Source organism: Marinobacter sp. L-80 (assembly GCF_056859395.1).
Genome location: NZ_JBSXOI010000048.1, coordinates 1 through 2,392, shown reverse-complemented (window position 1 = coordinate 2,392; position 2,392 = coordinate 1). Strand labels below are relative to the sequence as shown.

Sequence of the window (2,392 nt, the reverse complement as noted above, 5' to 3'; positions counted from 1 at the left end):
GCTGGAAGCGGATCAAGGGGTTCAACCAACTGAAGCTGGTCGTGGACAACGTGCAGTTTCAGGATGGAATACCGGTGGAGGATCAATCTGACAGGAGCGCTGCCTGATGGTCATACACCAGATTTGACAATAACTCTCAGCCCATTTGTCCGGGTCTTTCACGGTGATGTTGCCGATCACGTAGGCTGTCATTAGCGGGCTCCGGTTATCGAGTGGGTGGTTCAGTCGGGTTGAGTCGGATGGTCACGAAAAATAGATCTGTCCCGGTTTCGCTTACCGCCCTAAGTCCAAAAATTTGCGAAAGCGCTTATTCAACTCCTCTTCGTCAAGCTGATGGTAAAGCCACTTTCTGGCCTCGGATGACTTCCGCTGAATTTCGATCTTTCCGGACCGGCATCCATTCCCTCGGCTTCCTGTGAGAAGGTCTGCGCGCCAGGGCCTGAGAACGTATCTCTGCTATGTAATCGGCAGCCTCGTCGTTGAACAAAAACCTGACAGGCAACGTCTTTTCCTCAAAGACTGCCAAGCACTTATCCGAAACCTGACCTCCACCCCGTATGGACAAAATGAAGTCGATCGTCGCCTAATAGATTTCAAACCGTTTGTCGAAAAGGTCCATCCTGTGGCGATATGCCGCTGTTTTCCAATGTTTCCAAGCTATATACACACCCAAGAAACCTATTACAGGTACAGCAAGCGCACTGAATAATTCGGTAACAGGCATTAGGTCCTCAAGAAACATTCAGGCAACCTTCCGTATAACGCGAAGCGCACCGGTGACCTTTTCGGAGCTAAGCGGAGAAAAGGGCATCCGTGTGACGCGTATTGTTAAAGCCCGACTTCCAGTTTGGTCTGGGACTTCAAGACTTTCACTGCATATTCGAGTAGGGCTATCGTACTGTTTAGTTCAGCATCTCCACCCAGGCTTATTTCAATCGACGAGGTTTCTTCAAAAAGTCCAGATTTCGGATTTTTTATCTTTAGGTCCGTACTGCCATGGTCTTTAATTTTAAGGTACGTGCGGCCCCCATGACCGCTGTCGCCGCCCATAAAGCCCGTAGTTCCAGCCGTAATAGACTGGATGTGCACACCGGTGAGGGTATAAGTGAACGTTTGAATTTCTGCTCCATCAATCGTGACCGAGCCAACTTCCGTATTCTCCATCTCATGAAGATCAAAGCCATTACCCATTTGATAGCTCCTTAGACTGATGTGCTTATAGCTTTAACGCCCGCCATCACCGGTGACAAAACCAGAGCGAAGCGGAGGTTTTGGCATCCGGTGCATGGCCTGGTTATGCAGCATGTAGCGGCTTGATCCGATCCACTTCTTCCTTGACCGACTGAGCGGCGGTCCAAAGATCAACAGATCGCTGCGCATTCAGCCAGAATTCCGGCGAATTACCAAACAAACGTGCAAGCCTAAGCGCCATTTCAGGGCTGACAGCACGACGCTCGCGCAGTAATTCATTAACTGACTGGCGAGAGACACCCAGAGACTCAGCCAACCCCGAAACAGTCAGGCCATAGTCCGGAAGAAAATCCTCCCTCAGCATTTCGCCAGGATGAGTCGGTTTGCGCTGCATACCGGCAGTATTAAGAATAGCCATAGTCATCCCCTCACTCAGTGGTAGTCACACACCTCGACTTCATACGCATCGCCATCTTCAAAACGAAAACAGATACGCCACTGATCATTTATTGAAATTGCATGCTGCCCCTGCCTGTCTCCCGACAGCGGGTGAAGGCGATTGCCAGGCGGCACTTTCAAATCCTCTAACTGTACGGCCAGATCCACGTATTCAAGTTTTCTAGCGGCTCTCGATGCAACATCCGCAGGAAATTTCTTTGACTTGCCCTTGGAGTAAAGTTCTTGGGTTCGTTTGTCAGCAAAGGATTTGATCATGAAACGAAGTGTATTGCGTCACGTGACGCTTGTCAATATGGCCTGAGAATTACTGCATAACGCTGAGCTTAGCGGCGCCACGACAGTGGCGTCCGGTGGACGGCCCTCGGGCCGGGAACGCACTACAGCGACTGGTTATACGTGAGTTTCCTTCGGAATCAGAGCCAATAGGTCAGTAACCCCAACGTCCGCACCTGCCTGTGATAATAGAGCGGAAACTTGCCCTCGATGATGAGCCTGATGGTTAAAAAAATGAAGGACAAGACTCGAATATCGCTTATTGGCCGGAATCCCTTTGGTGTTGTGGTAGCTGAGAACGAAATCCAGATCGCTTTGGGTTAACCCGTGCATATTCCGGCCCATCGTGACCGCCCATTCCGTTTGAACGTGACCGCCTGTTCCGGTTGATCGTGACCGCTCATTCCGTTTTATCGTGACCGATTTTGGACGTTTTTCCGGAATCGCTGGTCACGATGCCGGAATCCCC

Annotated in this window: 3 protein-coding genes and 1 pseudogene; all 4 read right to left on the bottom strand. The window is 50.6% G+C overall.

Annotation, left to right across the window (positions count from 1 at the left end; genetic code table 11):
- Nucleotides 1-828: 828 nt before the first annotated feature.
- Entirely contained in the window at nt 829-1,191 is a 363-nt protein-coding gene (locus AC13E3_RS05010) for a hypothetical protein (protein WP_273073089.1), read from the bottom strand.
- Nucleotides 1,192-1,294: 103 nt separating this feature from the next.
- Entirely contained in the window at nt 1,295-1,609 is a 315-nt protein-coding gene (locus tag AC13E3_RS05005; protein ID WP_008174257.1) for a HigA family addiction module antitoxin, read from the bottom strand.
- 14 nt (nt 1,610-1,623) lie between these two features.
- Nucleotides 1,624-1,905 (bottom strand): type II toxin-antitoxin system RelE/ParE family toxin, encoded by a 282-nt coding sequence (locus AC13E3_RS05000; RefSeq protein WP_008174260.1) that lies wholly within the window; start codon nt 1,903-1,905, stop codon nt 1,624-1,626.
- A gap of 135 nt (nt 1,906-2,040) precedes the next feature.
- Nucleotides 2,041-2,250: pseudogene (locus tag AC13E3_RS04995) on the bottom strand (DinB family protein); the annotation flags it as partial.
- Nucleotides 2,251-2,392: the final 142 nt, after the last annotated feature.